The organism is Nocardia sp. CA-128927, assembly GCF_050955855.1.
In the GTDB taxonomy this organism is placed as follows: Bacteria; Actinomycetota; Actinomycetes; order Mycobacteriales; family Mycobacteriaceae; genus Nocardia.
Genome location: NZ_CP192087.1, coordinates 4,881,229 through 4,905,485 on the forward strand (window position 1 = coordinate 4,881,229; position 24,257 = coordinate 4,905,485).

Genomic DNA, 24,257 nt, shown 5'->3' on the forward strand with positions numbered 1-24,257 from the left:
GACAGTGCTGATCAGTTGATTTGGGGTTGGGGTGTGGGTTCGTTGATGTAGAAGATGGCCGGTATTTTCGGTGGGGTGGGTCGGCGGCCGAAGCGGGCGGGGTTGGCGTGGTAGGCGGCGGTCAGGGTGATCTGGCGGGCCTCGTCGATCGCGTCGGCGGTGCCGAAGTGCACTGATGCGGGGGTGTGCCAGCCGATACCGGAGTGGCGGTGGATGTGGTTGTACTCGTTGAAGAATCCTTCCAGGAACAACCGCGCATCCGCCAGGGAGGCAAAGGACTTCGGGAAATCATGAAGATATTTGAGGGTCTTGAACTGCGCCTCACTGAAGGGGTTGTCATTGGATACCCGTGGCCTGGAATGGGATCGGGTGACACCGAGGTTGGTGAGCAGCTCCGAGACCAGCCCCGATGTCATCGACGGGCCGCGGTCGGCGTGGACGGTGTGCGGGATGGCGCCGTTGCGTGCGATGGCCTCGTCGATGAATTCTTGTGCCAGTTCAGCGCTTTCGTGGTGGGAAACGATCCAGGACGGGTTGTAGCGGGAGTAGATGTCGATGAGCACATACAGGTGGAACCAGACACCCTTGGCAGGGCCGCGTAGTTTGGTGATATCCCAGGTCCACACTTGTGACGGGCCGTCGGCGAGGAGTTCGGGTTTCACCTTCGCCGCATGGGTGGCCTGTCGTCGCCGTTCCCGGTTCTGACCGGCGCCCGCGGCGATGCGATACATGCTCGACATCGAGCACCAATAGTTACCCTCGTCGAGTTCCCGCGCCCAGATCTGGCATATCGCCAGGTCGGCGTAGGGCGCTGAGTTGATCACCGTGAGCACATGGGCGCGTTCGGTGGCGGTGAGCCCTTGACCGTTACCCGGGACCGCCCGCGCGGGTTTGGGCCCCTGGATCGGTGGGCGCTGATGGCGGTAGTGGGTGGCTCGTGCCCGCCCGATCAGCGTGCAGGCCCGGCGGATAGGGACCTCGACGGCCCGTAGGTCGCCGTAGGCGTCGGTCATGGCTTGGTCGGTCGCGGCGCTGTGCCCGTGCTCTCGGAGATGGATTCCAAAAGCACATGCAGTTTTCCCATGATCTCGAGCGCGGCCTCCGTCTGCTTCAATTGCTTTGCCAGACGGGCATTCTCACGCGTCAAACGTTGGTTCTCCCGACACCCGGCCGTGTCCACGGCCTGGGATGCGACCGCTTCACTGGATCGCCGGGCAGCGTGCTGGGCGGCGCCGGAAAGCTTCGCGGCGCGGGCCTGGGTCCACTCGGCGATCTGGGATTGGTAGAGACCCTCACGGCGCAGGACCGCGGACTTCTGCCCGTGCGGGGCGTCACGGTACTCCTCGATGATCTTGTCGCGGTACTGGGCGGTGAAGGTCCGCCGCGTCGGCTTCGGCGCCGGATCAACCGGCCCACCACCTCGGGCCGCGGGGTTCGGGCTACTCATGGGGATTGCTGCTCCAGTCATGCCCTCAAACAGTGAACTCAGGGAAGTCCGAGTGTCTCACCACAGCCTGACAGAGAGGGATCAGCTCGAACCGGTCCTGTTCTGCTGCATCGCCGCAAAGTACGCCGAGGCTTTTTTCAGGAAAACAATGTCTTTCTCCTGCTCGGCGACCTGTTTCCGCAATCGCAGCAACTCCGCCCGCTCGGCTGCGCTCAACGGCGCCTCACCAACCACCGCGGCCGCGTCCAACCGCCGCCGTTCATCGGCGACCCATTTGCCCAAAAGCGGTTCACCCAAGCCCAGCTCGCGGGCTACCTCGGCGATCGAGCGGCCGGAATCGATCACCCGATGCGCGGCCTCGACCTTGTACTCGGTCGTGAACGACCGACGCTTCCGAGACATACAGACATCCTCTCAGCAGGACAAACCATCCCGCTAACTAGGTGCCCACCGTTCGGGGGGAGCCTCATCGGGACTTATCTATCGGTAGCGGGAATCGGTGAAGTCCATGTAGTCGGCCAGCATGCGCAACGCCTCGTCGAGACCCCACTCGGTGTAGTCGCCGGGGTATTTGCTTGTGTCGAGGTAGCCGATTCGGACCGGTGCCGGAATCCGGATCGCGTGAGCTGCAGACCAGTCGATGTCGCCGGTGCTGGTGCGCGGCACCGTCAACCCAAGCGCGGGCTCGGCACGGTCGGTGATCTGCTGCCAAGCCTGCGGGCTCAAATGCCGGCGCAGCCCGAAGCTGGCACCGAGGGGGTGATCGAGAGGAAACCACCCGCGCACGAAATGATCCACCGTGTTCGGTTGGGGACCGTCGACCCATTCCACGGCGGCGTCGGCGAACGGGGGCGGGACAACGCTGAACTGCGCCTCAGGCCACCGTGTTCGCAAGCTGGTGCGCAGCAGATGTTCGAGGTCTTCACGATTGTGCTCGCGGACGGGCTGGATGACATTCACCAACACCGGCGGCGGGTAGCCGCCCTCGGACACGATGACGTGATTCCACAGCTGGACCAGCGCACGCCCGGGTTCGTCGACGACTTCGGTGCTGCGGTATCGGAGCAAGGCAAGCGCTTGGACGGCGGTCAGGTCGGTGGCGATGATGCGCTCGGGGTCGACGTGATGGTCGAAGTCGTGGTCGAGACCGTCGAAGACAGTGAACCGGTCGACGATGTCGGTGTAGGGCATGAGGCACTCCTGAGGTGATCGACGGGGTAGTTCGCAGATCGCGGTGCGGTGACGAATCAGTCCGGTGGGGGAGTCACGGTGGGGCCCTCGTCGATTGGGTCGAGGGTGAGATCGACGCCGAGTTCGACGGCAAGGTCGTAGCCGGGCGCGAGGGCGGTACGGATCAACTCGGCGGGAACCGACGTCGCGACCGCATCGGCCAGCGATTGCCCGGTAGGTTCGCTGTGGTCATCGGTGAGCACGGTGCGCAGGGCGGCCAGTGCCAGGTCGAAATCGGCTTGGACGTAAGCGCTGACGGCCAACTGCAACGAGGCCTGCGCGCGGCGTGGCGCGGGAAGCGCCCGGATCAGCTGGGTCCACAGTGGTTGCGTGCGTGGGCCGTGGGGTCCTGAAGACAGCGCGAACAGGCATCGGCGGACGGTTTCATCGTGCATCGCGACCTCCACCCGTGCGAGATCCACGGCCGTGAGCGTGGCTCCGCGCAGGACGGCTCGGAGTCGATCGATAACCAACCGCAGAAGCTCCCGCGTTGAGGGCGGGGTGTAGATGCCGAGGGCTTCCGTGGCGTCGCGGGCTTGGTTGAGCGCCCGTAATGCGCGGTTGACCTCAGCGCCCAGATCAGGGTCGGAGGACAGGTCCGCCGGTATCGGATCTGGTGCGGGTGCGAGGTTCTCGACTTGCGCGATCAGGAGCCCGGGTGTCGCCGGCAGGACTCCAGCGCGGTTGTCGATCAGGCTCTGCCAGTGCTGGCCTGGCGCGATGCCGGTGACGGTCCATGCGTCGAGCAGTACGACGCTGTCGGCTTGCAGTTGCCCTCGCAACCGGGCGATCACGTCGCGGTGAGCGCGGCGGGGGACCGCCCGATACAGTCGCGGATCATCGACGATGACCACGGCTACCGCGTCCGGGCGATCCCGTTCACACAGATCGGCGCAGTGGGCGAGGATCGGTGTGGTCGCGATGTTCTCCTCGGCCAATCCCAGATCCTGGCCGGTGGAATACAACGTCACGCCGCGATACAAATCGACATACATGTCGACATCACGGTCGGTCGTGTCGGTGCGGATGGGAAGCAGGAACACGGTGCGGTGCTGTGACCGGGGAACCTGAGACAGGAACTCGGCGAGAAAGGTACCGGGGTCTTGGATCGGAGGCATCGAATCTCCTGGGGGCAGAAGGCGATTAGGGTTCGAGCAATCCACTCGCGTACGCCACACGGCGCCAGATGGTGCGCCGGACAACGGATCTAGCGAGGGGCAGATCGGTGCACGTCCGGGAAGCATGCGCAACGGGCGAAGCCGCCGATGCGGATACGGGCGCCACCGCGTTGGTGTGAAGCCGGGCCGGTGCGGCAGCGGGACATGGTGTGCCGGTGAGCTATTGGAACATCGGGGAGTAGACGGTCACTGCATTGGTGGGGGCGTGCGGCAGCTGGGCGAGCACGGCCGCAGGGATCGCGACATCGATCGGATACCCGCTGCGTTCGTAGGGGGCGAGGATGAACCGGTCGGTGGGTTCGTGGAACCAGACCGGGACCAGGTCGGCGGTCGGGCGGCAGGCGTGGGCAGGGCGGTCATCGCGTTGGATCATCGGGATCGAGGACGGCGACGGCGGTTCCAGCGGGCGCAGGGTGCCGTCACGGTCGAGGGCGAGCGTTGGTGACGGTGGGGAGATGACCAGAGCCATCGGGCATCGATAGGTGCTGCCCGCGTAGTCCTGCGGGGTGATGCCAGGGAATGACTCGACTGTCGTTCCTGGATGAGCACGGCTGTTGCGGGCGGTGGTATGGCCGATAACTAACACCACCTGGGGCCCGCTGTAGCGGTCGGTGGAATGCTGGCCGATCGGAGGGTCGATTTGGATGAGGAAGTCGTTCACGCTAGTCGCCATGAGGTGTGTCCTTTTGCGGGGTAGCGATCGAGTGATCGAGATTCGTCAGATCGCAGACGTCGGCAAGGTGGCGTAGCAGTTCACCGAGGCTGATCGAGAGCACCTTCGCTGCCGTGCACACGCAATGCCCGGCCACGGGAGCGGGACCGTCGATGTTGAGGGAATCCGCAGCGGTCCAATCGATGTCGTCATCGCTGGTGCGCGGCACGCGGATCTGCAGCGACGAGGCGACGAGTTCGGCGACGGCATGCCATCCACGCAATGTGAGGATCCGGTTGAACTCGACCTCGGTGATGGGGCTGTGTTCATACACCCCGCCGTCGATCTTGTCGCAGTAATGGTCGACCGCGGGATAGTCAGGTCCGTCGATCCAGCGGATCGAGACCGAACCCGAGGATCTCGGCATGACGGTGAAAGCCGCTGCGGGCCAGCGTTTACGCAAGCTCGCTCGCAACAGATGTACTCTGGCCCGGAAGTCGATGGTGTTGGTGGCGATGATCCGATACCTGGTGCGGAACCCGCTGGCGGTGGCGGGGGAGTGGACGAGGGCACGGTCCCAGAACCGATTGACCATGACCGGGTGATTGGCCTGCTCTTGCTGGGTCAGCAGGTCATCGAGTGCGTCGAGCGCGTCCTGGGCGCACAGCCCGTCGCGGACGACCGTGCGCCGGTCGAGATCGAGAATCCGGTAGCGGTCATCGACGATCATCTGCGGCATCGCAATTCTCCGTTTCGTTATGGCCGCCCGGCGGCGGGTGAGTTCGTTGTGCGGCATAGATGAGGCCGTCGGTGATGGTGCGTCGAGCTTCCTCAGCGGTGAAGTCGTCGATCCCGACATGAACCCCGGCGGCATCGAGCAATGCGGTCTCGGCGTGGAGGTAGTCGAGTAGCCCGGCACCGACCAGCCGGCCAAGACTGTTAGCCGCCAGCAGGACCTCGCGATGGCGAGTCCCTGTGCGCGCGTGGCGAATACGCGCGCACTGGTTCGACACAGCGGCCTCGACGTAGGCATCGCGATGGTGCACCGCTATACCGATCCGTGGTGGGTGAGGAGCCGGTGGCGGGGCGAGAAGTCCGGTGAGCCAACCAGGCAGAGGGATCGGTGTGCGATCGTCGAGGAGCCGGTAGCTGCCGTAAGGCAGTTTGGACCCGGCGGCGACGACGTAGCCGCCGCTTCCTCGGCTATCGATGTGGCGTCCGAGTCGCCCGATCGTATTGCGCAACAACGGTGTTCGTGGTGCACGGTAGTACAGGTGCAGGCCCTGCGACGGGGTCTGCACCGTGTAGGTGGGGATCGGGAGCGGCTGGCCGGTCTGGGCGGCGAGCTGGACCAGGACGTCGCGGCCGTCGAGATCGAGCGACGGCGGGCGTGAGCAGGGGTGGCCGCCGCGGGTATCGAGGTCTAGCACGTGCAGGCCCGATGGCTGGCAGGCGGCGGCGACGTTGTCGGTGGGCCAGCGGCGCCACCATCGCCGGATTCGGTCCACGTCGCGGGTGGCGTTGTCTTCCCAGTGCGTGATCACGGGAACCTTGGTGCCCGGGTGCAGGGGAAAGACGTGGAATCCTCGGCCCGCGTTGTCGAGTGCGGCCTCGAGCAAGTCGGTCTCAGCTGGGGCGAGAGTGGCGTTCACTGCGGGCCTTGGTCGGCGTGGTGATGAGTGACGATGGCGTGCTCCTTTGCTGATCAGCACATATCGGTGACTATCGGCAGCGAGCGCCTTCGTCGGTGAAGTAGGCGCGCAGGAGCCGGGCGATGTCAGGGCTGATCACGTGGTGGATGAGATCGCTGTAGGCGCGGCAGAATTCGGGCCCGTGGGCGACCGAAACAGCCGGTTGCAGATGGTGTGCCAGCTCGTGGAGCAACAACAATTCCCGGACGGCGTGCGGGTCGTGCATGGATATCGCGATGGTCGCTGTGGTGGGTTCGTAGTGGCCGTGAGCGCGGGCACCTCGCCGGGCACGGACGGTGAGCGGCAGCCCGGCCCGGCTGTAGCTGCGGCGCACCGCGCGCAGAGCCAGGACTCCGTCCAGGTAGGCGGCCACCGCGTCGATGCTGGCCATACGCTTTTCCACTGGTAGGCAGATCCGCGTGCTGAGCAGCTCGACGGTGCGCTCTCCGGTGTAGTCGGCGTCATCGAGCAGGTTCCACAGCCGTTGTTCAGCGCGATAGACCCGGCTGCGGTGGATGTCGCGCAACACCACCCGGGTCATGTCAGCGCACCTGGAGCCGGGCAACCGTTGCCGGTCATTGGAGGTCCTCGCCGTAGCCGAAAAGCTTTCGCGCGGCGATGATCATGGCGAGCAGATCCGTGGACGGTTCAGCGCCAGGCCCGGCCGCGCGGATTCTGCGCAGCTTGCGCAACCGCACCTCACGGACATCGACCCCGGTGATCGGTGGGGTCGTGTCGTTGCCGTGATCGGTGACGACGATGTATTCCGACAGCGGGAGCCACCCCTCGTACCAGGCTTCGGCGGGCTGGCCCGCGAGATGGGACGGCTCGTCGGTGACGCGCTGCCAGATCCGGCACGCACATCGAGTGTCGCCACACGCGCTGAGGTGGCGGTCGGGATCAGGGTGGTAGCGGTCGAGGCGACCGGCCAGCACCGGACAGGCCGATGCGGAATAGTGGGCGCATTCGGGGTGCATCCCGGGTTCTACGGCGATACCTCGCCCATAGTCGGACGGTCGCAGGTACACCACCACCCAGTCGATCAAGGGCTGCCCGCAGATCTGGCACAGTTTCTGGCGCCAGACCCGCCGCTGCGCCGGGGCGTGGACCTTGCCCCAGACCGGGCGGGTCCGATCGTGATGGGTCAGGGTGATGTAGGGGACGACCAAGCCTCCCGAGCGCGGTGCGTCGGCCAGACGGTCAGGGATCGGCACGCGTGCGGCGCCAGCCGGGGAGGGTGTGGGCTCGGTCATGTTCACCTCGAATCATGTTGGAGCGGGGCAGGTTCGGGCTCCGCAGGTCGGAATCGGGTAGGTCGGTGCGGAGTGCGGCCGACAAGGTGATGGCGGCGACGCGGTCCGTGGTTCCCGCGTGGTGGATGCGGACCTCGACGTCGGCGAAAACCGAGCCTGGGCAGGCGGGTTCGGCTTGCCAGGGTCCGTAGCGGTGCTCGTCGAGAGGGGGAAGGTTCGCCTCGATCCAGGCGAGAAGGTCCTTGCCGGTGCCGATCATGGTGGTGGCCAGCGGGTTCCGGAGTGTGGGTCGTGGTCGTGGAGATCTACGACAGTGGGTACGCCGGGCGCGAGGGTGGTCACCGATCGCGGGAGCACGCCTTGCCGGCCACCGGCACGCCATCGCCCTTCGGCGAGGACGCAGCGGCGCTCGCGGTTGAGCGTGGCGGGAGCGAGATACCAGCTGATCCGGCTCGGCGAATGCCCGAAAGTATCTTCCTCCCAGCTGATTCGGGTGGTTCCGTCGTCATCGGTGATGACGACTCGGGTAGCGTGCTCCACACGCACCAACGCCATCACTGGAAGGTGCTCGGCGTACGCCTGGGCTAGGTCGAGGCCGGGAAACGGTGCGAGGACGGTGGCCGGTCGAGGCTCGGCGGCGAAGGCCGCGCGATATCCGGCGATCACGACGTGCTCGACAGTGCGGGCACCAGCGGGCAGATCGCGCTCGTATCGGGGATCCAGACGTATCCGCGCGCAGTAGCGGGTCAAATCAGTGTTCACCGCTGGATCCTCGATCCCGGTGAAATGGTGCGCGCGAGAGTGCGGTGCTGTTCACGAGTCAGGTTCCTCTCGGAGATGGATCGGGGCAGTTGCTGCACGGATTCGATGAACGCCAGCGGGAGCAGGAAACCGAAACTGTCGTTGTCGTAGTGCAGGACGGTGTGATGGCGGTGCACGGCTTTGACGCGCACACCGTCATGGCGGAACCCGCCGTGAGTCAGGACGGAGGCTTGGGCGTGGCAGTGCTGAATCCGGTGCAGCTCGGTGGCGAGAAGTTCGACCACCGGATCGGGCTCGGCATCCTCGGTGCCGGGATGGCTGGCGGGGTGGTCGAGGGCGGCGAGGCGGCTGGTGAGGAGTTGGCGCGGGTCGCCTGGGTCCTCGCCGGTGGCGCCGCCGACGAACCAGTGGTCGATGCCCTTGAGTACCCGGCGCAGGAACTCGGGTTCGGATTCGGTCGCGGCCTGTGGGGGCACCCAGGGGCCGGTCATCGCCGGGTCTGCAGACGGGTGAACCAGCCGGTGAGGCCACGGTCGTGCTGAAGCCGCGAGCGTGCGTTCAGCGCTGCGGCGAGTTGATCGGCGGCGGCCGGGGCGAGATCGGTGTAGTGCCAACCACTGTGAGCGTCATGGCGCTCGTGGATGAGCAGCCGGACCCGGCCACCGTCAGTGCTGGCGATGACCGGTTGGTCGTGGATGTCGCGCAGCCGGGCCAAGATACTGGCGAGATTCGCGTTCTGTTTCATCGCAGTTCGGTGCCTTCCATCGGGCGGGGCGAAACGGCCACCGCGGCTCGACATTTCCTGGCAGGTGACGGGTGCAGAGGGGTCAGGCGGGTTCGAGGTCGAACAGGTCGGCGTAGCGTTCCTGGCCTTCCAGCTCCGGGCACTCGCAGCGGGGATAGATCGCCGAGCAGTCGGCGCAGTAGCCGCAAAAGGCGCAGTGCGGGCCCAGCGGGTCCTCGTCGAAGACACCGCAGTGCTCGCAGAAACCCCAATCACCATCACTCGCCCACATCGCTTGCAGGTAGGAGTTGTTGGAATACCAGCTGCCCTGATCCCAATGCCCCTGGCGTTCGTTGAAGATGTAAGCCCGGTAGCGGTAGGCGGGGTCGACGGTGAGCAGCACCATCTTGTCGGTGCCCAGCCAGCGTTCGAGCCGTTCGCGTCCGTCCCAGGAATCAAGCGACCCGAACGGCTGGCGCGGCAGCAACTCCTCGGCCGCGATGCGTGTATCCGACCGCGGATCCTTGGGGCCGGGGTGCACTTCCGGGGGCAGGATCCCGTTGTGCGCGAGCACAGTTCGTGCGTCCCCTCCGACGGCGAAGGGGTGACAGTTCTCCACCGCCGGCAGACCGTGGGTGGCCAGACGGGAATGGAAGAGTGCCGGGCCGTCGGGGAATTGTGCACGCACAGCAGCGAATTCGGCGATGACCGCGTCGGGGTCCATGTCGCGGCCGACGGTGATGGTGTCGCCGGTGATGATCGCGTAGCCGTGTCCGTGCGGGTTGGCGACCGCGCCGCCGCGCAGGGCGTCGAGGTCGGGGTTGGCGCCGGGCTTGATGAAGGTCAGGATGCACATGCGAGGTCCTCCAGTTCGGCGAGAAGCGGTGAATATTCCGGGCGCCCGCGCAGCCAGGTGGTGAACGCGGTCCACTCCCAGCCGCGGTGCCGCGCGATGTCGGCGGGGGTGAGGCGGCGGGTGTATTCGACGGACCCGGCGGCGAAGGCCAGGGCGGCTTGGACCTGCTGGGGTTGCAGGGAACTGGCGAAGATCCGCAGCTCGAAGGTGTCGGGCGGGCGAACGTTGACCGCCTCGTAGCGATCGGCATAGCGGTCACCGTGGGCGTAATGGATCACGCTCGAGCGGGCATCTTGGGAGAACACCGCCCAGCTCGAGGACCGCCGCGCCAGCGTGGTGACCGGGACTTCGTTGCGGTAGATGAACTTCAACCACCGGTAGATATGGGCGGGGGAGTCGAATCCGGCGCGGGAGAGGTGCACGTGGATACCGACGTCGGTGTCGGTGTAGCAGCCCAGCAGCCGCAACCGGTTCAGTAGCTGCCACGGGAACCGTGTTCGCGCGTACTCGTGGCTCATCGGGTGGGTCACCAGCTCGAATCCGCAGGGTTCGATCGAGCTGTCTTCTTTGAGGTAGGCCAGCTCGCCGATGTGGTCGACCGCGGTATCGACGGCGTCCTCGAATCGACGTTCCGGGGTTTTGATTTCCAGTTCCAGCCCCAGGAACAGCGGCCCGTCGCCGTGGAAGCGAGGACTGGGTTTGTAGTCGTAGCTGTGGACCGCGTCGTGCTCGGCGGGAGCGCAGTTTTCGCAGTAGGTGTCGCTGTAGGAGATGAGGGTGTAGCACTCGCCGCATTCGTGGTAGTCGTCCTCGCAGCAGGTACGGCACACATCGTCGCCGCCCTCGACGCGGAAGGTCTCGGTCGTAGGGCGTCCGCAGTCATCGCAGGTGGCATAGGAGTCGACGCAGCCCTCGCACAGGATGCGGTCATGGCGTTCGGGGCGGCTATCGAGGAGGGTGTGGATATCTCGGGTGTAGTCAGCGCAGTCCGCGCACAGGGTCCAGCCCGACACACACCGCGCACACAACAGGGTGGCGGCGGTGGTGGGATGCAGGGTGCGGGTGGGCTCGTCGCACCCGTGGCAGACCCCGACGTCGGTGGTGCAGTCCGGGCACAACTGCTCACCCTCGATCGTGGTCACGAGAGGGTGTGAACAGTCCGAGCACAACGGTTCGACCAGCGTGGATGCGGGCATGACACAACGCCTTTCGACGGAAGGAAAGAACCCCATGTGCAGCGCGAGTGGCTGCACACGGGGTTCAGGGGGACGAATCAGCGGGAGGGTTGTTTTCAGGTGGCGGTGGCTCGAGGACGGGATCGGTGATGGGTCACCGATGTGAGGGCACGTTGTGGCTGCGACGGCGTGCGATCAAGCGGCGGGGCTTTCTCGGTGGATGCGCGGTCGGGGCATTCGCAGTCGGGGAAGACGGCCTCGCAGTCGAAGCACCACCCGCATTTGCCGCAGTATCGGCTGGTGCGATCCGGGTTGATTTCTTCGCAGTACCAGCACATAAGTGAGCGCATATGTGCTGGCCACCGCGTGGGGAACGGGCGGTAGCTGGTGTTGGAATACCAGATGCCGTTGTCCCACTGGTCAGCCCGCTCACCGAAGAGATAGGCGCTGTGGCGGTAGGCCGGATCGACGGTGAGGATGAGGAGTTTGCTGGTGCCCAGCCACGAGGCGAGCCCGCGTGCGCCGCGGTGGGTGTCGATCGACCCGAACGGCGCACCTGGCAGGTAGTCCTCGGCGGCGATGCGGGTATCCGAGCGCGGATCGTAGGGGCCGGGATGAACCCGTTTGGGCAGGACACCGTTGTGCGCCAACACTGTTCGCTGATCGCCGCCGAGTGCGAAGGGGTGACAGTTCTGAAGGCTGCGCACGCCGTGGGTGGCATAGCGGGAATGAAACAGCGCCGCTCGCGCCGGATGGTGGGTCCGGATGGCGGTGAACTGATCGATGACTGTCTCGGGGTTCATGCCGTGCCCGACGATGATGTGGCCCTCGGCGATGACGGCGAAGCCGTGCCCGTGTGGATTTGTCTCGGCACCGGTCAACAGCGCTTGCGGGTCGGGGGCGACTCCGGCGGGGAAATAGGTCAGCAGGCACATGCGAGTTCCTCCATCTCCGCCCACAGCGGCTGGTAGTCGGGCTGATTGCGCACCCATTCGGCGAAGCGAGGCCATTCCCACGCGCCGGCCCGCACGGCGGCCACATCCAGGCCGCGGGTGTAGTCGATGCTGGCGGCGGTGAACGCCAACGCCGCTTGGACCTGCTGGACCTGCAGCGAGCTGGCGAACACCCGCAGTTCCAGGGTTTTGCGGGGGTAGGGGTTGATCGCCTGATACCGGTCCAACCCGAGGGCGTAGAGGTTGCCTTTGGCGGTGTCTTTGACCCGGGCCCTTGCGATCCGGTCGAACGGTGCGAAGTGCGAGCGGCGGCGCGCGATGGTCGAGACCGCGGACTCGTTGCGGTACAACAGCTTCATCCATCGGTAGACATGGGCGGGGGAGTCGAATCCGTCGCGACTGGCGTGCACATGCAATCCGACGCTGGTATCGGTTTCACACCCCAGCTCGTCGAGGTCGCCCAGCAGCCGCCACGGGAATTCCTCGATGGCGTGCCGATAGGACATGGGGTGGGTGACGATCTCGAACCCGCAGGGCTGGATCGAGGAATCCTGTTTGAGATAGCCCAACGTGGTGAGTTGGTCGCAGGCCAGGCGCACGCACCGGCTGTAGTAGTGGTCGGGGACAACGACTTCGAGTTCCAAACCCAGATACAGCGGACCCTCGCCATGGAAGCGCGGATCGGGCTTATAGCTGTAGTTCCACACGTGGTGCGGTCGATCGCAGCCATCGCAGTGACCACCGTCGCGCAGGAGAGTCCCGCAGTCGATACAGCTGGCATAGTTGCGCGCGCAGCGGGTGCACACACGGGTTCCGCCGGAAACGTAACGGCTGTTCGCGCTGAACCGGCTGCACCGCCCGCACAGATCGAAGAACACCCCCGCACACCGGCTGCACAGCGCCTCGTCGGTGTCGGTGCGCAAGTGCGGGCTGGTCAACATTCGACACGACGAGCAGGCATTCCAGCTGGTCGTGCAGCGCGCGCACAGCAGATGCCCCTCCGCGGTGGTGCGCAGAGACAGGGCGGGGGCCAGGCAGCTATCGCAGCGCGGCACTCGTGGAAAGCACCGTGCGCAGATCGGCTGATCCTCGATCGAATGCCCGTTGTCCAAATCGGCGGAGGCACACAAGACACACAACGGCGGAGACAGAATGGGAGCAGGCATGGCGAGATCACCTTCCAGAAACGAAACAACGCCAGGTCCCACGCGGATGCGCGGGCCTGGCGTTGAGGGGTTGGGATGTCACGGACTACGAGAGGCTCACCAACAGCGGACGGACCTGCGGATCTGACACGCCTGCAGGAAGCGAGGATGTGGACGCTGTTCAGGGCCGCATCGGCGGCTCACATCGGTGTGCGACTGGGTCGAGAGTTATTGCCGTCGCCGGTATTTCGACAGATCGTTCGAGCCTGCACGGTAGAAGCGAGGCGGCGCGAAGGTATGTCGCTGGTCAGGAAACGATGATCTGTTCAGGCAGGACAGTGGAGCATCGCGAGCCCGTCTTGAGGGTGCGGACCTGCTCTACGGTGAGCGAGGCAGCGATGGCGAGTTGCTCAGCAAGAGAGCCGGTTTCGATACGGCCGACATAGCCGCCCCCGAGATGAAGGCCGACAGTCCACTGGGCGTTGTCGGTGTCGTCGTGGCCCTCCATCTCGTCATTGGACACCCACACCGTCAGCCCGTTGGACAGTTCTCCGCCGATCCCATGAAAGCCGCCGCAAGAGGAACTGACCTGCGCCGGGCCGATGGTGTATCTCGACACCAGCGCCAGATCAGCGTGGTACTTGCGGGTGAGGTAGCCAATGCACATCGCGAAACTCCTTTCACTGGGCAGGAACAGCAGGAAAGCCACGCCACGTAAGTCGGTTGACACGGCGTACCGCTGAACGGGATCGATGGCGACGCCGGAGACTCGGGGCCGTTGAATCAACGTGCTCGCGAGGTTGGCCGCGATCGTCTCGATGGCATCCGGATGTCCGAGGTGGCGCTGGCCCGGTCGAGCCGGTTCATCTGTTCATCCGAGAGTGGTCCAGCTCTCGGCGCACGACCTTCGATCACTTTCCACTGGGAGACTGCTTGCAGTGCACCATTGCTCTTGGCCTCTTCGATCCGGGGTGGCGGGTTTGTGTGGGAGATTCGCTCAGGTCCCTGCCAGGTCTACGCCGAGGTCGGCGGCGGCTTGGAAAGCGCTGCGGGCCAGGCGGCGCATCTGTTCTGGGCGGATGCCGACGGCCAGGGAGTCGTGGAGCAACAGGGCCAAAGAGTGGTCGGGGTCCGCGGTCAATGCCGCCTCGAGCGCGACACCAGCCAAGGGGCCGTCACCGCGGGTGTAGGCGCAGTAGCCGAGCAAGGCGGCCGCTTCGGCACGATCACGACCCGACAACGCCGAGGCCAAAACGGAGAACAGGTCTGCCGCCGCCGCAGCGTGCTCGCCGACCGCGACCGCGAACATAATGTCGCGGACCGCTCGATCACGTAGTGCGACAGCGATTTCCGCCAATTCAGGGGCCATCAGCTGGCTGCCCGACCCGGCATTGCCAACCTGCCACAACACATATTCCAGAGCCTGCCTGGTGTACGCGTCGGGATCGCCCCGGCGTGCAGCCCTCGCATACCGGTCGCGCGCGACGGTGGCCGCACTGTCCAGCAGCGCGGCTACGTCCTGCTGAAGCTCGACGTCCTCGGCCACCAGGGCGGTCAACTCGGCACGAGAGCCAAGGACCGGCCTGCCGTCGAGCACATGCGACAGCGCCAGCGCCGACGCGGCCGGATCCGGTAGTACCCCGCGTTGTTGCCCACCGAGCAGGCTCTGCCAGCACTGCTCCGGTTCGATCGCTGGCACCGCCCAGGCACCCGCCAGCGGGATGTCCTCGACGGCGAGCAACCGGTCCACAGCAGCGACCAGCCCGGCGAATCGTCCTGTGCGGCAAGGGTCGACAGCATCGTCGGGTTGCACGGTCGACTCAGTGACTCGGTCATCGATGATGACCGCGAGCACCCCGGCGACGTCATTGTGAGCCGACAGTTGCGTGATGCAGGACACCACCGTCTTGGCCCGCAGGCGGCTACGCCCGCCGTCCTGATCCAGATCCAATCGCATCACGGCGTCGATGAGCACGCTCTCGTGCCGGTCCGGCACGGCCCGCAACAGGAGCACGACGAGCGAACGCTGCGGCGAGAACCCGATCATCGCAGGAATTCCTGCGATCAATTCCCCTGGTTCACCCACGCACACAACGCCTTCCGGCACCCCCGCCGCGGACAGCGGCGCCGGATCAGCGCAGACGTCCCTTTGCTCGGCCTCCGTGGTCGCGGAGCGGGAGGTTGACCTTTCGTGTAGCGCGACGAGGGCAGCGAGAGCGGCGGTGTAGTTCTTGCCACGGGAACCACCCCGGAGCAACCTCATCCGGATCTGATTGGCCCACCGCTGGTCAGTGTGGGATGCCGAGAGATAGATGGTTGGGTGCGGTCGTACGCCCTCTGGTACAACCAGGTCGCCGAAACTGCCGCGAACTCTGATGCGATCGGTGTGTCCGGGGCGGTCATCGGACTGAACATCGAACGCCAGCAGGTGGTGGTCGGGCCCGGTGAGGGCGACGGTGCCGTCATAGTCAGCGCACGGCGGGGACCAGCCAGACCCCAAAAGTTCGTGCTCGACGAGCTGGGTGACTCGGGCCAGAAGCTCAATCTGGTTCATAACAGACGTCCTTTCGGCAGGGCGATGAATGGGGTTGGTGACGCAGAGTTGACCGGCGATGCCCACAGAACGGCGGCGTAGATCGAGTCGTGGACACGGAAGGACTGACACGCGGGGTACGCTGATAAGCGGGAATCAGTTGACGGGTCGATCCAGGAGCCCGTCATGCCGACACCAAATTCGAATCCGTCCCCGCGATCGCGGCGCCACACGGTTTTTCACCACCAGCCCGCGCGCAATCGTGAACGGGTACAACGCCGTTGGGTGCGAACACGTCCGGATAAGAAGGCACGCTTCCGCTGGTGCCTGCCGATCGCGACTGTGCTGGTGGCCACGGCAGTCGTAGGCGCGTCGAACCCGACCGCCCACGCAGACACCGAACGACACTGTCAGGCAGTGTCTTTCACTGTGCCGGGCGGCACCATCGCCGGATCGTTATGCCTACCGGCCAGCGACGCACGGGCAGTCATGGTCCTTACATCGGGCTCCGCTGCAAACGCCGTGTACTGGGACTTCCCGTATAAACCCGAGGTGTACTCGTTCGCCCGCGCAATGAACGCTGCGGGCTACGCGACGCTGGCTCTGGATCGCCCGGGAAACGGACAGTCCTCGACGCCGCCAGTCTGGACGGTCACAGCCTCTGGCGATGCGTCAGGAGTCCACACCGCGGTGCAAGCGCTCCGGCGCGGCATACCGGATGTCGACCCATTCGAGACGGTCATCCTCGGGGGCAATGCACTCGGCTCCGGGGTAAGCGTGCTTGAGGCTGCTAACTATCACGATGTGGACGGGCTGCTCCTTACCGGATACTCACATTCGATTGATCCAGTAGTCGCGCTCGACTCCGCCAAGACGTTTCGCCACGCCCCTGACGATCCGAAGTTCCGAGGATCCGAGCCCGGATGGCTGACCCTGGCGTTCAACACTCCTGAAGCAGTCCGGAATTTTTTCGGGCCGCACGACGATCCCGCAGTCATCGAGACTTCGGAGCGGACCAAGGACCGGTTCTCGTTGACCGAGTGGCCCGACGGACTTGTGGCTACGTTGCCCGGAGCCTCCTCCCACATCACCGCACCGGTACTCCTCGCAGCAGGCAGCCAAGATCAGCTGGGCTGCGGCCCGGCATGTCGCGACGCAGCCACGCTGTACGCGGCCGAAGCGCGCTTCTTCGACCCGGTCGCCCAGCTACGCACCTATGTTCTCGAAGGCGGCGGGGACATGATCAATCTGTCGAGTGGTGCGCCCGAATATCAAGCGGCCGTGCGGGACTGGATGGATTTGATCACCAAGTAGCCGGCGGATGAATCAGGAGTTCTTGCACGTCGTTCCGAAAGGGCCGAAACCTGCGCCACGTTCGCCGATCTTCGACGTAGCAGGCGGTAAGCGTACTATTGACCTGGATTGACGTACCGATCGGCTGGTCTGGAATCTGTCGTGGACAACCGCAAACCTCGTCGTACGCGTCGTCCGAGTTCACCGGCTGTGATCGAACGACTTGAACGATCCCGGAACCGATTTCGTGAGCGCCGGGCTGCGGCAGCCCAAAGAGAGCAAGTCGTTGCCAGCGCCGTTGAAGAGTACATACACGCATGGCATGCGATCAGGGGCCTTGAACAGGCGCGTGACGACGAGATCGCTGCGCTAGAGCAGCAGATCAACACGATTCGCCAACACGCAACGTCCGAAATCGCCACGCAACGTCGCCAACAAGCGTTAGCCGCCGTGATGATCCGTGAGCAAGGGCACCGCGACGATGATGTCGCAGACTTGCTCGAAATCACTCCGAAGCAAGTTCGCCAGCTGATCGGCTTGGTCAACACTGCCACCAGCCGTGCGGCGGTGTCGTCGACGACGGCAGATGACGGGTCCGCGGTAAGTCCTGACTCTGCGCCCGCCGATCCCCTTTCGGGCATCGGCGAATCGGCGGCGAAGCAACAAGCCGAGAGGGACTTGCCGAGCAAGGGCGGTACGGCACCGAACAGCGGCTCCGCCAATGTGGACATCCCTCAGTCAGCGAGCGAACGAGACGGACTTGTCTAGCCAACTGCTGTGTCTGATCCGGGGTTCTTAGAGGTGCGCGTATCCTCCGGCATTCCATACTTCCCACCGGAACTGGCTGGGTGAGAGCGCACGAGGGCCGCGATCATCGGCTTGGGGCGAAAGCGGCCAGAAGCACACGCCACATCGGTGGCAATACTTCCCGGCCTGCCAGGCCGCATACGCTGCGGGGCGGCCGCGTGCGATTCGGCTGTTGCGGCGTTCGCGCCGGACAGCGGCTGTCCATGCGAGCGCCGTTGGAGTAGCAAGAGCAAGAAGGACGAACGCCAACACGACTATAGCCGTCGGCAGATCCCCAGCCGGATCAGGGCTGTTGAACGCGGCGAACACAAGCATGAGCCCAGCGAGGAATGGGATCAACATCAGCAACCCGAAGCCGAGCAATCGCCCAGAGGACCGTCGTGCAGGCTCGGGTGCGAGAGCCTGCGCGAGCATCGACGTATGTGTGCGCTCGATTGTCGCGGTGCCGAAAACCGGGACAAATCCAGACTGCGCGATTCCGATCCCGCTGTAGGAATCCGCGCCGTAGACAGAGTGGACTCCAGTTGCACGGATCGCGGGCACGCTCTGAACACAGTCAATCTGTCCGCAGGTTGGGCACGAGATGTTGATGTCCATGAGCAGTTCCCCTCCCAGCGGTGGTGCGCTGCGATAGACCCTGCTGCGCGACGGTGCCGCTGCTGACGTCTGGCGTGGGCGTGGACGAATTCTAGAATATTGAACTCCGGTGTGCTGCGAATGTCGAGGTTCAGCGGCGGGGGAGAACAGAGATGCTGTAGGGGACGATTTCATAGTGACGCTCCTCCGGCGGTGGGTAGGTCGTGTAATACGGCTGCTTGCTGAGTTGAGTGGGGGATGGCGATGAGTTCGTTCGCCATCGGTGGTCGCTCTCTCTGGTCAGCGAGTTGGTGAGTCGGCGTGAGGTGTTGCGTGAGATCGACCAGGTCGGCGGCGTCACTAATGATTCGACTAACTGTTGAGCGGCTGCGCTGTATTTCCTTGGCGATCTGTGTGGAACTCCAGCCGTCGAGATGATGGCGGGTGAGGATGCGCATGACGATGTCCGGGTCTCGGCGGCGTCCAGGATCTTGTGCGCACACCCTGGTCGCTATGTCAGCGAACTGATTCGGTTGCGGTGTGGCAACTGGGAGCGTGTGCACGGCACCGTTGTTAACGCCCGGGTGGGTGGGTGGTTCCACCTCGAGAGTGGTTGTGTCCGTGAGATTCACGGACGGGCAGGTGGAGAGGCCGTCGGCGTGCGCACGGTGCCCGAGGCGGTTCGTGGTGTGGGCTAGAGCGAGGAGCGCGATTGTGGCCTGCGCCATGGAGCCTTCGACGATGAGCGGCCAGAGCCATGCCTCGCCCGCGGGGATGCCGGCCAGGAGTGCCAGGGATCGCAGTGCGGTGAACGACAGCCAGAACGCGCCTGCGGCGATCAGCGCTGTCATTGCCGCTGCCATGAAGTGGATGCCGCGCGCGTGCGCATGCGTACCCAAGAGGATGGAGACCCCGTGCACGGCGGCCAGCAGGGCCAGCGGCGGCACGACGGCGACGGTCGCGGCGATCGCGGGCAGTGCGGTCGTGTGCAGGACTGCTTGGGCGGCATTACCGATGATGCTGATCGCGGCCGCCGCGGCGAGCACGCTCCAGAAAAAGATGTGCGCACGCGAGCGCGACGGCACGCGCACCTCCTGACTCGGAGGTGCGTTCGAGGTGAACTCGGTGGTGGTGTCAGCCATGAGAACCTTCCGGAGCGGTCAGCGTGCGGACGCGGTCATCGCGGTCGGGCTGGGCAGTTGTGCGGACAAGATCGGATGGGGTTCGCCGGTGAGCACCGACAGTGCGGCGGCGACCTCGGCGAGATTCGACTTGACGTAGGTGGCGGTGGCGCCGGGGCCCTTGCCGCTGTGTCCGGCGTATGCGCGGGCGACGGCGTAGCTGAAGGTGCGTTCGACCCACGTCAAGGTGGTGTGGCGCAGCCAGTGGGTGGTGATGCCCTGGGCGGCGACCCACGGCAGGATCTCGCCGACGCGATGCCACAGGTGGTCGTAGCGACGCGAGCTGATCGCGCGCCCGTTGCGGTAGCGCAGCAACTGCCCCATCAGCGGGCTGTGGCGTTGCTCGGCGTGCTCGATCAGATACCGCATCAACGTCGGTGAGACCGGCTGCCAACGGTCGCTGCCCTCCTTCTCCCGCAGATAGACCAGGCACTGCTCACGGTCAAGATCGTGCGGGCGCAGAGCGAGCGCGCCACTGCGGCGGCAAGCGGTCTCGATGTGCAGGCGCAGGATCAGCGCGTCGAGTTCGGGGTCGTCGCCGCTGGTAGCGGCAGCCTGGCAGATCTCGGCCAGCCGAGCCGAGGGAATGGCGTAGCGGTGCGAGGGACGCCGCACCGGCATGGCCAACTGACGGGCCACGTTATCGGTCCGGCGGATCCACCCGCTGTCTTCGGCGTAGCTGTAGATACAGCGCAGCGCGCTGATGAAGTTCTGAACCGCGCTGGTGCCACCACGCGACGCCCGGTTGACGCGTGCACCCGCCTGGATGGCACGTGTCATCTCTTCGAATTCGGCCTTAGTCGGCTCGTCGAGACGACGGTCGGGCCAGGTGACTTCCAGCCGAGTCAGCCCCGTGTTGTAGGTGCGCAGCGTGCCCGGCGACAGGGTGGCGCGGACCTGGGGAATGGCCTCGGCGAACGTCGGCACGCGCGTAGTGATCGTGACTAGATCGGCAGGGGAAATGCCCATCTGCGCGAGCAGCAGTTTCGCCGCTGCGATGGTCTCCGCGGGCGCAGCGGCTTCGACGGCGGGGACGCTCACCTGATCACCGCCACGAGCAGGGGCAGGCTCGTCTCGAACAGCTCACCCATGGCGGCTGGTGGATAGACCAGCAGGCGGCCGGTGCTGCGTCGCCCCAGCAGCAGCACCCGATCACCAACGAACAAGCACACCCGCCGACGCTTGCGGTAGGGAATCCGGATATATCCGTCACTGGTAACGACCATGGTGCCGTTATCGTCCGGTTGGATCAGCAGGGCACCGGAATCGGTGGTGGCTACTTCCAGGCGAATGGAGGGGCGGCACCCTAGCGCGGACAGTAGATGCTTGTCAGCGATTCGGCCACCATCGCTCACCGACGACACGCCGTAGACGAGATCGCCGTCAGCTACCCGGACAATCTGGTCGGTAGGTACTGGACCATGGATCATCTCCTGGAGTTGACCTTGGGGCGGTACCAGCGCGGGGATCATGCCTGCCCTCGCCCAGCAAACCCCTCGCGTGCCATCGATCGGGTCGTTTCTGGCGAGGTGGTCGGAAGTCGGTGCAGGTCAGAGTTGGTAATCACAGCTCGCCTCTCGTGTGCTCAAGAGCGCTTGAACACACGATGCGAACATCCGGCAGATACGCCGGTCAGAGGTGCGCGAGAGGGGATTTGCGCCCCTCTGTCGTCGGAGATCAGGAGCTAAATCTGGCGCGTCTGCCAATTCTCCGATGGCGAGCATCGGCGGTGTCGTGTCCCGCCGCGCGAAGGTTGAGGCGAGAGGCGTGCACCGGGTGCTGGCGGGGCCGGCGTCCTGACGTTGGCGGGTGGATGCTTGTTATGCGGACTGACTTGGCGGCCTGGACTACGAAAGTTCCACTTCGAGGGGATGTTCACCGGTTAAGTAGGTGTGCGTATTGGTCATGTCCCCCCTCTGCGCACGACCAATACGCACACGCTCGGTGCCTGAAGGCCGCCCATCCGATGCGTGGTCGTGGTTGTTTCTTAGGCGAGTTTCTCCTTCGCAAGGAACGGGATCGGGTCGGCGTCAGTCTCTACTGGGATGCTGCTGGACATGAGGGGATGGGGTTCGCCGGTCAAAGCGGCGAGAGCGGCAGCGACTTCCTCGATATGGGCGCGTGTATAGATCGCGGTGGCGCCGCCGCGCCGGTCGGTGTGCCCGGCGTATGCCTTGGCGACAGAGGCGCCGAAGTTGCGATCGACCCATCGCAGGGTGGTGTGTCGCAGCCAGTGAATGGTGACGCGGCGGCTGGCGATCCAAGGCAGGTGTTTGCCGAGGTGGATCCAGAATCGGTCGTAGACGGCTTTACTGATCGGGTTTCCGTTGGAGTAGCGCAGCAGTCGCTGGTGGGCTTCGGCGGAGATGGGTCTGCCGTTGGTTGCCCAGCTGTGCTGGTGATCTAGTGCGGGGCACCGTTGTTCGTAGTGGCGGACCAGCGCGGCCATCAAGGTCGGCGACACGGGTTGCCACCGTTCTAAGCCGCCCTTTTCCTTCAGCAGGATCAGGCATTGTTCCTCGTCGAGATCGCTCCGGCGCAGATTGAGGGCGCCACCCCGGCGGCAGGCGGTCTCGGTGTGCAAGCGCAGGATCAGAAGGTAGAGCTCGGGATCTGAGGTGGTGCTCGCTGTGGCGGTGTTGATCGCGTGTAGCTGTTGATTGGACAAGGCGCGTCGGTTCGATTCCTGCACAGGGGGTTTAGCCAGGGCGAGCACGGGATTGTCGGCTGGGGCGATGATCTTGTCGGCGATCGCGAAGTGATAGAGGCAGCGCAGGGCGCTGACGATTGTCTGGGTCATACCGGTTCCGTTGCGGTCGCTGCGCCGGACGTTTCTCTGAGCTTTGATCGTCTCGATGAGCTGTTTGAACTCGGTGAGGGTCGGCTCGTCGATGCGGCGATCGGGCCAGCACCGCACGAGGTGCCTCCAGTACGACATGTATCCGTCGCGGGTGGTGGTGTCGGGCATGGCGGCATAGACCTGGGGAACCCACTGCGCGAACGTCGGCACCGGCGGACGGTTATCTCGGGCGCCCAGAAGGTCTTCGGGCTTGAGGCCCATACTGCGCAGGACGGTGAGAGCCGCAACGATCTGAGCGTCGGGGGCGGAGCTCATGAGCGACCTCCCGTGATTTGATCGCGGATCCAGCGCGTGACCATCTCTTCCACCGCCGAGGGCGGGAAGACTGCCAGCGCCGATTGGATTGTGTCGGCTGCCAGGAACACTCGGTCTCCGGCCTCCAGCCGAGCCGCGTGACGCAGGCCGGCCGGAAGCCACAGGTGGCCGCGCCCGGAAACACGAACCCCCGGCACCCCGGCAGCGGAGATGACACCGATCCCGTCGCAGACTCGCCAGCACAGCCGATCGCCGTTCGTCCATCCCAGCGCATCGACCACGAACCGGTCGATCACTCGGCCGTTGAGATCGATTGAGCGAACACCGAATACCGAGGTCAGCCGACCTGACTGATGGGGCGCCAGGATCGGGGCCAGGGGAAGGCCCGGCACGACGACACCGCCAGCCTCAGCCCGGCCCGACAGAGTCGAGGGGACAACCGCAGCGACCTCAGTCATTGCCACCGCCGGTGTCGCTCCAGCAACGACTCCGACGACTGCCCGCGGACCGTCGCACAAACACCGTAATAGCGCACGGACAGCAGCAAACTCGCTGGCGTAAGGTGATTGAATGCCCGAAGTAGCGCATCCAGATTCCGCGGTGCGTGTCGAACCGGCCGCAGCGCCGGGCACCACCGCAACCGCCGGGGACGCCGACCACGACCTGCTGTCGCTGGCGAGCCAGCTGTGTTTTGCCCTGTACTCCACCTCGCGCTCGATGACCGCTGCCTACCGGCCGTTCCTCGAGGCAATGGAGATCACCTACCCCCAGTACCTGGCGTTGCTCGCGCTGTGGGAACGGCCCGGGATGACGATGAAGGAGCTGGGCGAACAGCTGCGCCTGGACTACGGCACCGTCTCGCCGCTGATCCAACGACTACAGTCGCACGGCTTCGTGGAGAGCGTGCGCAGCGCCCACGACCGCCGCTCGGTCGAACTCCGCGCGACCGAAGCGGGTCTCGCCCTGCAGCGTCAGGCCAGGGAGATGATCGACGCGGTCATGGCGTCGGTCGGCTACCCGCTCGACGATCTCATCGCCCTGCGCGATCAGGTCAACGCGCTCGGTGAACGTCTCGACGCGATCGCGGAGGAGCGAAAAGAACGCTGAGGCTCGCGCGTTACGCGTCGAGCACCTTGACCTGTCGCTGCACCACCGGTGGCTCGGTCGACCACGGAAAGTTGATCCAGCGGTCGGTGTGCTTCCAGACGTATTCGCACTCGACCTCCGAGCGCGGCTTCTGATAGATCACCGCACAGCGGACCTCGGCTACATGGTGCTCACAGAAATCGCGCACCAGCTTGAGGGTGGCGCCGGTGTCGGCCACATCGTCGGCGACCAGCACGGTGGCGCCCGCCAGGTCGACCGCCTGCGGCACCGGAGGCAACATCACCGGCATGTCGAGGCGCTGGTCGATGCCGGTGTAGAACTCGACGTTCATCACGTGCAGGTTCTTCACGTCCAGCGCGTAACCGAGCGCGCCCGCCACGAACAACCCGCCACGGGCGATCGACAAGATCAGATCGGGCTCGAACCCGTCGTCCGCGATCGTGGTCGCCAACTCCCGACTCGCCGAACCGAACAACTCCCAGGTCAGCACTTCCCGATCCGCCATGGATCCTCCATCTCCCTCGTCGCGACTGCGCACAGAGCATACGAGTAGCCACGATGTGGCCGGCTTCACGATCC

At 65.2% G+C, this 24,257-nt stretch carries 30 protein-coding genes; 4 read left to right on the forward strand and 26 right to left on the reverse strand.

Features of this window, described 5'->3' with window-relative positions:
- Positions 1–11: 11 nt before the first annotated feature.
- The 20 genes from ACQPW1_RS22885 to ACQPW1_RS22980 all read right to left on the reverse strand — a co-directional run bounded on the left by ACQPW1_RS22885 (position 12) and on the right by ACQPW1_RS22980 (position 15,173).
- Complete coding sequence (locus tag ACQPW1_RS22885; RefSeq protein ID WP_433654083.1) at positions 12–1,013, reverse strand: transposase; 1,002 nt, start codon at positions 1,011–1,013, stop codon at positions 12–14.
- Positions 1,010–1,447 carry a hypothetical protein gene (locus tag ACQPW1_RS22890; protein WP_433654082.1) on the reverse strand — a complete coding sequence of 146 codons (438 nt, stop codon included), beginning with the start codon at positions 1,445–1,447 and terminating at the stop codon, positions 1,010–1,012. The genes ACQPW1_RS22885 and ACQPW1_RS22890 overlap by 4 nt, the downstream gene beginning before the upstream one ends.
- Before the next feature lie 81 nt (positions 1,448–1,528).
- Positions 1,529–1,849, reverse strand: a complete 321-nt coding sequence (locus ACQPW1_RS22895; RefSeq protein WP_433664743.1) for a transposase — start codon at positions 1,847–1,849, stop codon at positions 1,529–1,531.
- A gap of 78 nt (positions 1,850–1,927) precedes the next feature.
- The gene (locus ACQPW1_RS22900; RefSeq protein ID WP_433664744.1) at positions 1,928–2,638 is read right to left on the reverse strand and encodes a hypothetical protein; all 711 of its coding nucleotides are present in this window, start codon (positions 2,636–2,638) and stop codon (positions 1,928–1,930) included.
- A 56-nt stretch (positions 2,639–2,694) separates the two neighbouring features.
- Positions 2,695–3,795 (reverse strand): DUF4192 domain-containing protein, encoded by a 1,101-nt coding sequence (locus ACQPW1_RS22905; RefSeq protein ID WP_433664745.1) that lies wholly within the window; start codon positions 3,793–3,795, stop codon positions 2,695–2,697.
- Between the two features lie 220 nt (positions 3,796–4,015).
- On the reverse strand, positions 4,016–4,528 hold the full coding sequence (locus tag ACQPW1_RS22910; RefSeq protein WP_433664746.1) for a hypothetical protein: 513 nt from the start codon (positions 4,526–4,528) through the stop codon (positions 4,016–4,018).
- On the reverse strand, positions 4,518–5,246 hold the full coding sequence (locus ACQPW1_RS22915) for an LPD29 domain-containing protein (protein ID WP_433664747.1): 729 nt from the start codon (positions 5,244–5,246) through the stop codon (positions 4,518–4,520). Before ACQPW1_RS22915 ends, ACQPW1_RS22910 begins: the two co-directional genes overlap by 11 nt.
- Positions 5,224–6,159, reverse strand: coding sequence for a bifunctional DNA primase/polymerase (locus tag ACQPW1_RS22920; RefSeq protein ID WP_433664748.1), 936 nt, complete (start codon positions 6,157–6,159; stop codon positions 5,224–5,226). The genes ACQPW1_RS22915 and ACQPW1_RS22920 overlap by 23 nt, the downstream gene beginning before the upstream one ends.
- 70 nt (positions 6,160–6,229) lie before the next feature.
- The gene (locus tag ACQPW1_RS22925) at positions 6,230–6,739 is read right to left on the reverse strand and encodes a TIGR04338 family metallohydrolase (RefSeq protein WP_433664749.1); all 510 of its coding nucleotides are present in this window, start codon (positions 6,737–6,739) and stop codon (positions 6,230–6,232) included.
- A gap of 34 nt (positions 6,740–6,773) precedes the next feature.
- Complete coding sequence (locus ACQPW1_RS22930; protein ID WP_433664750.1) at positions 6,774–7,451, reverse strand: hypothetical protein; 678 nt, start codon at positions 7,449–7,451, stop codon at positions 6,774–6,776.
- Positions 7,399–7,710: a hypothetical protein gene (locus ACQPW1_RS22935; RefSeq protein WP_433664752.1), complete on the reverse strand. Its 312-nt coding sequence runs from the start codon at positions 7,708–7,710 to the stop codon at positions 7,399–7,401. Before ACQPW1_RS22935 ends, ACQPW1_RS22930 begins: the two co-directional genes overlap by 53 nt.
- On the reverse strand, positions 7,707–8,213 hold the full coding sequence (locus ACQPW1_RS22940; protein WP_433664753.1) for a hypothetical protein: 507 nt from the start codon (positions 8,211–8,213) through the stop codon (positions 7,707–7,709). The genes ACQPW1_RS22935 and ACQPW1_RS22940 overlap by 4 nt, the downstream gene beginning before the upstream one ends.
- On the reverse strand, positions 8,210–8,704 hold the full coding sequence (locus ACQPW1_RS22945) for a hypothetical protein (RefSeq protein WP_433664754.1): 495 nt from the start codon (positions 8,702–8,704) through the stop codon (positions 8,210–8,212). Before ACQPW1_RS22945 ends, ACQPW1_RS22940 begins: the two co-directional genes overlap by 4 nt.
- Positions 8,701–8,958, reverse strand: a complete 258-nt coding sequence (locus ACQPW1_RS22950; RefSeq protein ID WP_433664755.1) for a hypothetical protein — start codon at positions 8,956–8,958, stop codon at positions 8,701–8,703. Before ACQPW1_RS22950 ends, ACQPW1_RS22945 begins: the two co-directional genes overlap by 4 nt.
- An 82-nt stretch (positions 8,959–9,040) precedes the next feature.
- A complete protein-coding gene (locus tag ACQPW1_RS22955) occupies positions 9,041–9,793 on the reverse strand; it encodes a class II glutamine amidotransferase (RefSeq protein WP_433664756.1) in 753 nt (250 codons plus the stop codon).
- Positions 9,781–10,935, reverse strand: a complete 1,155-nt coding sequence (locus tag ACQPW1_RS22960) for a hypothetical protein (protein WP_433664757.1) — start codon at positions 10,933–10,935, stop codon at positions 9,781–9,783. Before ACQPW1_RS22960 ends, ACQPW1_RS22955 begins: the two co-directional genes overlap by 13 nt.
- Positions 10,936–11,084: 149 nt before the next feature.
- On the reverse strand, positions 11,085–11,903 hold the full coding sequence (locus ACQPW1_RS22965; protein ID WP_433664758.1) for a class II glutamine amidotransferase: 819 nt from the start codon (positions 11,901–11,903) through the stop codon (positions 11,085–11,087).
- On the reverse strand, positions 11,891–13,087 hold the full coding sequence (locus ACQPW1_RS22970; RefSeq protein ID WP_433664759.1) for a hypothetical protein: 1,197 nt from the start codon (positions 13,085–13,087) through the stop codon (positions 11,891–11,893). Before ACQPW1_RS22970 ends, ACQPW1_RS22965 begins: the two co-directional genes overlap by 13 nt.
- A 286-nt stretch (positions 13,088–13,373) precedes the next feature.
- Entirely contained in the window at positions 13,374–13,775 is a 402-nt protein-coding gene (locus ACQPW1_RS22975) for a hypothetical protein (RefSeq protein ID WP_433664760.1), read from the reverse strand.
- 288 nt (positions 13,776–14,063) lie between these two features.
- The gene (locus ACQPW1_RS22980) at positions 14,064–15,173 is read right to left on the reverse strand and encodes a DUF4192 domain-containing protein (protein ID WP_433665309.1); all 1,110 of its coding nucleotides are present in this window, start codon (positions 15,171–15,173) and stop codon (positions 14,064–14,066) included.
- Positions 15,174–15,386: 213 nt separating this feature from the next.
- Here ACQPW1_RS22980 and ACQPW1_RS22985 point away from each other — a divergent pair, with 213 nt between their 5' ends.
- The 3 genes from ACQPW1_RS22985 (at position 15,387) to ACQPW1_RS22995 (ending at position 17,660) form a co-directional block, all read left to right on the forward strand.
- Positions 15,387–15,701, forward strand: coding sequence for a hypothetical protein (locus ACQPW1_RS22985; RefSeq protein ID WP_433665608.1), 315 nt, complete (start codon positions 15,387–15,389; stop codon positions 15,699–15,701).
- Between the two features lie 84 nt (positions 15,702–15,785).
- The gene (locus ACQPW1_RS22990) at positions 15,786–16,913 is read left to right on the forward strand and encodes an alpha/beta hydrolase (RefSeq protein WP_433664761.1); all 1,128 of its coding nucleotides are present in this window, start codon (positions 15,786–15,788) and stop codon (positions 16,911–16,913) included.
- Positions 16,914–17,102: 189 nt separating this feature from the next.
- Positions 17,103–17,660 (forward strand): hypothetical protein, encoded by a 558-nt coding sequence (locus ACQPW1_RS22995; protein ID WP_433664762.1) that lies wholly within the window; start codon positions 17,103–17,105, stop codon positions 17,658–17,660.
- Between the two features lie 806 nt (positions 17,661–18,466).
- Here ACQPW1_RS22995 and ACQPW1_RS23000 read toward each other — a convergent pair.
- From ACQPW1_RS23000 to ACQPW1_RS23020, 5 genes are all read right to left on the reverse strand, one after another.
- Complete coding sequence (locus tag ACQPW1_RS23000) at positions 18,467–19,417, reverse strand: DUF2637 domain-containing protein (RefSeq protein WP_433664763.1); 951 nt, start codon at positions 19,415–19,417, stop codon at positions 18,467–18,469.
- Positions 19,418–19,435: 18 nt separating this feature from the next.
- A complete protein-coding gene (locus tag ACQPW1_RS23005; protein ID WP_433664764.1) occupies positions 19,436–20,497 on the reverse strand; it encodes a tyrosine-type recombinase/integrase in 1,062 nt (353 codons plus the stop codon).
- Positions 20,494–20,886, reverse strand: coding sequence for a hypothetical protein (locus ACQPW1_RS23010; protein ID WP_433664765.1), 393 nt, complete (start codon positions 20,884–20,886; stop codon positions 20,494–20,496). The genes ACQPW1_RS23005 and ACQPW1_RS23010 overlap by 4 nt, the downstream gene beginning before the upstream one ends.
- A gap of 557 nt (positions 20,887–21,443) precedes the next feature.
- Positions 21,444–22,571, reverse strand: coding sequence for a tyrosine-type recombinase/integrase (locus tag ACQPW1_RS23015; RefSeq protein ID WP_433664766.1), 1,128 nt, complete (start codon positions 22,569–22,571; stop codon positions 21,444–21,446).
- Complete coding sequence (locus ACQPW1_RS23020) at positions 22,568–22,963, reverse strand: hypothetical protein (RefSeq protein ID WP_433664767.1); 396 nt, start codon at positions 22,961–22,963, stop codon at positions 22,568–22,570. Before ACQPW1_RS23020 ends, ACQPW1_RS23015 begins: the two co-directional genes overlap by 4 nt.
- Positions 22,964–23,141: 178 nt before the next feature.
- On the opposite strand from ACQPW1_RS23020, the gene ACQPW1_RS23025 reads away from it, so the two are divergent.
- Positions 23,142–23,678, forward strand: a complete 537-nt coding sequence (locus ACQPW1_RS23025; protein ID WP_433664768.1) for a MarR family winged helix-turn-helix transcriptional regulator — start codon at positions 23,142–23,144, stop codon at positions 23,676–23,678.
- 10 nt (positions 23,679–23,688) lie between these two features.
- Here ACQPW1_RS23025 and ACQPW1_RS23030 read toward each other — a convergent pair whose 3' ends face one another.
- Entirely contained in the window at positions 23,689–24,183 is a 495-nt protein-coding gene (locus tag ACQPW1_RS23030) for a phosphoribosyltransferase (protein ID WP_433664769.1), read from the reverse strand.
- Between the last annotated feature and the right edge of the window lie 74 nt (positions 24,184–24,257).